6 protein-coding genes are annotated in these 4,863 nt (G+C 45.5%); 2 read left to right on the forward strand and 4 right to left on the reverse strand.

Going from position 1 to position 4,863, the window contains the following annotated elements; translation table 11 throughout:
- The 3 genes from FJZ26_04165 to FJZ26_04175 form a co-directional block, all read right to left on the reverse strand.
- The coding region (locus FJZ26_04165; protein ID MBM3229599.1) for a histidinol dehydrogenase at positions 1-662 on the reverse strand (662 nt) is incomplete at its 3' end.
- A gap of 211 nt (positions 663-873) precedes the next feature.
- On the reverse strand, positions 874-1,284 hold the full coding sequence (locus FJZ26_04170; protein MBM3229600.1) for a hypothetical protein: 411 nt from the start codon (positions 1,282-1,284) through the stop codon (positions 874-876).
- A gap of 46 nt (positions 1,285-1,330) precedes the next feature.
- Positions 1,331-2,083 (reverse strand): hypothetical protein, encoded by a 753-nt coding sequence (locus FJZ26_04175; protein ID MBM3229601.1) that lies wholly within the window; start codon positions 2,081-2,083, stop codon positions 1,331-1,333.
- On the opposite strand from FJZ26_04175, the gene FJZ26_04180 reads away from it, so the two are divergent.
- Together FJZ26_04180 and FJZ26_04185 are read left to right on the forward strand one after the other, a co-directional pair.
- Entirely contained in the window at positions 2,002-2,664 is a 663-nt protein-coding gene (locus FJZ26_04180; protein MBM3229602.1) for a metal-dependent transcriptional regulator, read from the forward strand. The two genes, FJZ26_04175 and FJZ26_04180, sit on opposite strands and share 82 nt — an antisense overlap.
- A 65-nt stretch (positions 2,665-2,729) precedes the next feature.
- Positions 2,730-4,088, forward strand: coding sequence for a divalent metal cation transporter (locus tag FJZ26_04185; protein MBM3229603.1), 1,359 nt, complete (start codon positions 2,730-2,732; stop codon positions 4,086-4,088).
- Positions 4,089-4,174: 86 nt separating this feature from the next.
- Here the strand turns inward: FJZ26_04185 and FJZ26_04190 are convergent, their stop codons facing one another.
- Positions 4,175-4,519: a hypothetical protein gene (locus tag FJZ26_04190; protein ID MBM3229604.1), complete on the reverse strand. Its 345-nt coding sequence runs from the start codon at positions 4,517-4,519 to the stop codon at positions 4,175-4,177.
- Positions 4,520-4,863: the final 344 nt, after the last annotated feature.

Genomic DNA, 4,863 nt, shown 5'->3' on the forward strand with positions numbered 1-4,863 from the left:
ATGTCGGTTTGCTGCCCGCGCACCTGCTTTTTTGCTTCTGTCACATACTGGTTGCCCGGGCCAACGATTTTGTCAACCTTTGGAACTGTTTGCGTGCCATAAGCCATTGCAGCAATTGCCTGCGCGCCACCAACAGCATAAATCTCGTCAATGCCGCAAATTTTGGCAGCAACAAGCACAGAAGCAGATACAGGTGGCGATGAGCAAAGCACTATCTTTTTCACACCAGCCACTTTTGAAGGAATTGCGCACATCAAAACAGTTGAAGGATACGCGGCCCTTCCTCCAGGCGCATATATCCCAATAGAATCAAGAGGCACAATTTTTTGCCTAATTGTTGCAAACTCAGTCTTCACTACCCTGTCCTTTGGCCTTGTTTTTATGCAGACCTTCTCAATCTGGGTTTTTGCAAACTTCAGGGCAGTTATCAGCTCTTGCGCCGCATTTGCATATGCTTTTTCCATTTCAGATGGCGGCACTTTAATCAAGTAGTTTCCTTGCACTTTGTCAAATAGCCCTGCATAATATTCAAGTGCCCCGTCTCCCTCGTTTTTGACTCTGGTCAATATCTCGCTTACCGTCTTGCCGCAATCAGGCGCAGCTGGGCGCTGGAACAAGTTTGTGGTGTCCGCTTCTTCAAGCCTCAAAATTCGTATTGGCATGGCTGTCCCATACCCTAATCCTGCTTTAGTTTTTGCCTGTGTGAAGTAATTCGCCCATTTTTTCACTCCTTTTTAGTTAGCCTAATTTACGTTCCATCTGCTTCTTTGTCTTTTTTGTTTTTCCCACTTTTTTCCCACTTGCCTACAATTAAGGCACTTAAGTTTAAAAGGCTTTTGGTGGTCAAAAAAGAATAGAAATGTTGAATATAGCCTAAACTTTCTCTATTGCCGCGTTCTTTGCAGCCTTTTCCCTAATGAGAATTGCTCTTAGCTGTGTTGGCTTTGCCTTGCAGCTTGACAAATCAACCAGAGCCTTCCATGTAGCAACTCTCCCCCGGTCCGAGGAAAGCGACTCGGACTGGATGAGGTCAACTCCCTGCCTTGCAAGCACCGTCAGCACGCGCATCAGAGAGCCTGGGGCATCTGAAAGCGTTACGTGCACTATGTGCAGGTCATCTCCCGCTGCCGCAAATGGCAGAATTGTCAGGTATTTTTTTTCCGAGTTGACACTCACAAGAACGTGCGAACCGTCCTTGATGCTTAGCACCTCGCGAAATGCCTGCGGCACAAGAAGCCTTCCCTTGCCATCTATTTTTGCGATTTCAGAGCTTGACGTATTCATCCCCTCGAGGCATTTTGTTCAACCAATCGAATTCCCACTTGTCAAACTATGCCCTCTTCCCTTTTTTCCCATTACCAAGTGCGACTCTGCAATACTCTTCTGCATCATCAACATGGTGCTCGATTTTTGTTTTTGGGGCAGTTCTGATGAATATAACCACAAGCCGCAAAATAAGGGCGATTATCGCAAGCCAGAAAAACGCAACGCCCCATGGGCGAACATCAAAACCTATGTCAGGCTTTGTTTCGATAATGTAAAAATGTATGATTGTCAGGACAAGGCCTGCGTACCCTGTTGTCTGAAGCGCCTTCCATTTCTCATAGCCCATTTTTCTTACGGCACTCGCCGTTGAGGTTATGGCCATTGCGGCAAAAACAATCAGCGCAACCAATCCTGTGCTCAATGCGGCAAATTTAGGGTGTTGCGTGTTAAAGAACACTCCGTAATCGCCTTTGTAAAATTCAACAAATGAGTAGATTGCATGAACAAGTGCGAAAACAAACCCAATCACTCCAACGGGCTTTCTAAAGTACAAATAACTGCAAAAAATGCGCGGCCAGAGCCTTGAGAGCGGGCCAAGTATGAACGCTATTGAAATCAGCCCAATTGCCTCAAGCGCAACCACTTTGTTGAACTCGCGAATGGAATTTTGTACGTCAACAAAGGTCAGTACTTTAACTAGCTTTCCAAACTCTAGCTGTTTAGTTTTTTTGTCATATGCCGTGTAGAAAAAAAGCAATGACAAAAAAACCGCTATCACAAGCAGATACGGATATGCTCTCCTATCAATTATTGCCATGTTATGGTGTTGTTTTTCCCCTATTAATACTTTTGTGTCGGCATCGATCTCACTATATCGTCATTGGCGATTTGTGCGGTTCTTGTATCCTGAAAGAAAACCCTCTTTTTAGCCAAAAAGTTCCATGCTACGAACTTATATACTTTGGCATCATAACACCTCGCATGATTAATGCATTTCGGGAGGATTACATCCGCGCAATATTCGTGCTCTGCGAGAATGGAGCTGGTCGGGATATCCCCTGCGGCATCAGAAGCAAGCAGCTTGTCACTTATCTTGGTGTAAGCAAGAACACGGTTTCCGAGATGTTATCAAGGCTTAGGCTTGAAGGATATGTGGAGTATGAAAACTACGGTGCAATAAATCTGACTCAAAAGGGAAGAAAACTTGCAAGAAGTCTAACTGCAAAGCATCGGCTCATAGAATTATTCCTGACAAAAATCTTTCATCGCGATCCGCTGCGTGTCCACTTGGAGGCTTGCGCACTTGAGCATGACTTTTCAAAAGAAAGCCTTGCGGCAATGAAAAACATGCTTGGACATCCAAAATTTGACCCGCACGGCAAACCAATTTACGCATAATACTCAATTGTCAAACCCTGCAACTGGATGCAAATCCAATTTAATTCAACCCTAGAGTCAATCCCATGTCAAACATTACAACATTCCGCCTTAGCTCTTTCCTTTCAAGCATTTCGCTATCAATCAGCTTGCTTGCAAGCCCCAAGTTCTGGGCTTTTTTCGGCACCGGCCTTATTGTCAGCGTTGCCTACATGGACCCTGGCAACTGGGGAACCTCGATTTCGGCTGGCGCCCAGTTCAACTACGACTTGCTCTGGGTAGTCTGGATGTCTTCTGCAATGGCTATGCTTTTTCAATACCTGTCTGGAAAAATAGGGCTTGCGGGGTATTCTGTGGCGGAGCTTGTGAAAGTCAAGCTGAAAAGCCGTTTGCTTGTTTTTTTCTACTGGCTTCTTGCCGAAATCGCCATTCTTGCAACCGACCTGGCTGAATTTTTGGGAATTGTTGTTGCGCTAAACCTCCTATTTGGCATACCTCTGCTTGAGGGCTGCTTTATCGCAATACTTGATGTTCTGTTGCTTCTTTTTCTCACAAGGAAGAACTTTCGCACACTTGAATATGCATTCATTCTTTTTGTTTCGGTCATAGGGTTTGGCTATGTTTACGAAATATTCATCACAAGACCTGATTTGGGCTTGATTGCAACCCACTCTATCACTCCGCTTCTAAACGGTCAAACCGCACTTATCGCGGTTGGCATAATAGGGGCGACAGTCATGCCGCATGCGCTTTTTGTCCACTCCTGGCTTTTGAAAAACAAAATGGCAGAAAGAAATGGCGCGGCATCCGGGGAAAAAATTGCTGGAGCATCAAGCTCAAAACAACCTTTTCTTGTGGATGGGGGCAAAAGGATTGGCGTAAACGAGGCGCTTGCCTACCACAAGCTTGACAATGTCCTCTCGCTTTTCATCGCAGGCCTGATTAACGCCGCAATCCTGATTATGGCAGCCGCAGCCTTTTACAACACGGGCTTTGAGGTTGCCACAATCGATCAGGCGTATCGCACACTCACGCCGCTTTTTGGTCCGCTTGCCTCCCTTGTATTTGCCCTTGCCCTTCTTTCAGCAGGCATCTCCTCATCAATCACAGGCACTCTTGCCGGGCAGTCAATCATGGAAAGCCTCACCGACTTCAAGCTAAGCCCCCTTGTGCGGCGCGTAATCACCAGGGTCGTTAATCTAATCCCGCTGCTTGTTGCCATTCTTCTTGGCATCGAGCCGCTTCAAATACTTGTCTACAGCCAAGTCGCCCTAAGCCTTCTCATACCACTTCCGCTTATCCCACTTATTTATTTTAGCTCAAAAAAAGAATTCATGAAAGAACTTGCAAACCGCAAAATCACAACTTATGTCGCTTCCACATTCGCACTTGTGATTCTTGCGTTCAATGGCTATCTCCTTTACTCAACATTTGTCGGGGCGTAAATGAACACAACAACCCCGCATCTATCCGCCTCAAGATAATACCAGAACTCCTCGCATAGCCATTCATCTGCAGCTGCATTTTTGAATTATTGTCCTGCTAGTGCCTTCCAAAAAAGAAGCAATGTCAGGAATTTTGACAAAAATATGACTATGGCAAGCTTGTAGAGCTTAATTTCAGTCATTTCCATCAGGGCAAGCCCTATCTCGTCTGGAACCGGAAGCCCGAAAACAAGGAACCCTGCAATTGGAAACGCATCGGCAAACCTGCTGAACTTTTTGTGGATATACCTGGTTAGCTTTTTTGCATTCTTTTCAAGCGTGTCTTTTAATATGGCGTAAATGAAACAGTCGACGGCGGTTGCCGTAAGGCTGGCAAACCACGCAACCACATACGGGTTGCCGCTTCTCATAATCTCGATCAAGACTACCATTGAAAAAGGCGTTGTGGCGCCTATTGTGTAAAACGCCCCGCTTATCAGGGCACCTATATGCCAAGCCCTTCAAGATAATTCGCCAGCACCCTATCTGCTCCAATAAACACAAGGCAAAAGCTTATGAGTATAAACGCAATCGCAAGCCAAAGCCTTCTATCAACGTCAAGATTTTTTGCAAATATCATTTATCGCACCTGGGGTCAAACCTGCAATGCACCAACTACTATTGCACGCCAAGCCATATAATTCCAATATCCATTCAGGTTGTTATTTTCTGGTATTTTTCGCCTGCCAGCATTTTCAGTCCAATCGGGACGATGACAGTTGAAAGAAACGCCATT

The sequence above is a fragment of the Candidatus Parvarchaeota archaeon genome (genome assembly GCA_016866895.1).
Lineage (GTDB): Archaea > Micrarchaeota > Micrarchaeia > Anstonellales > VGKX01 > VGKX01.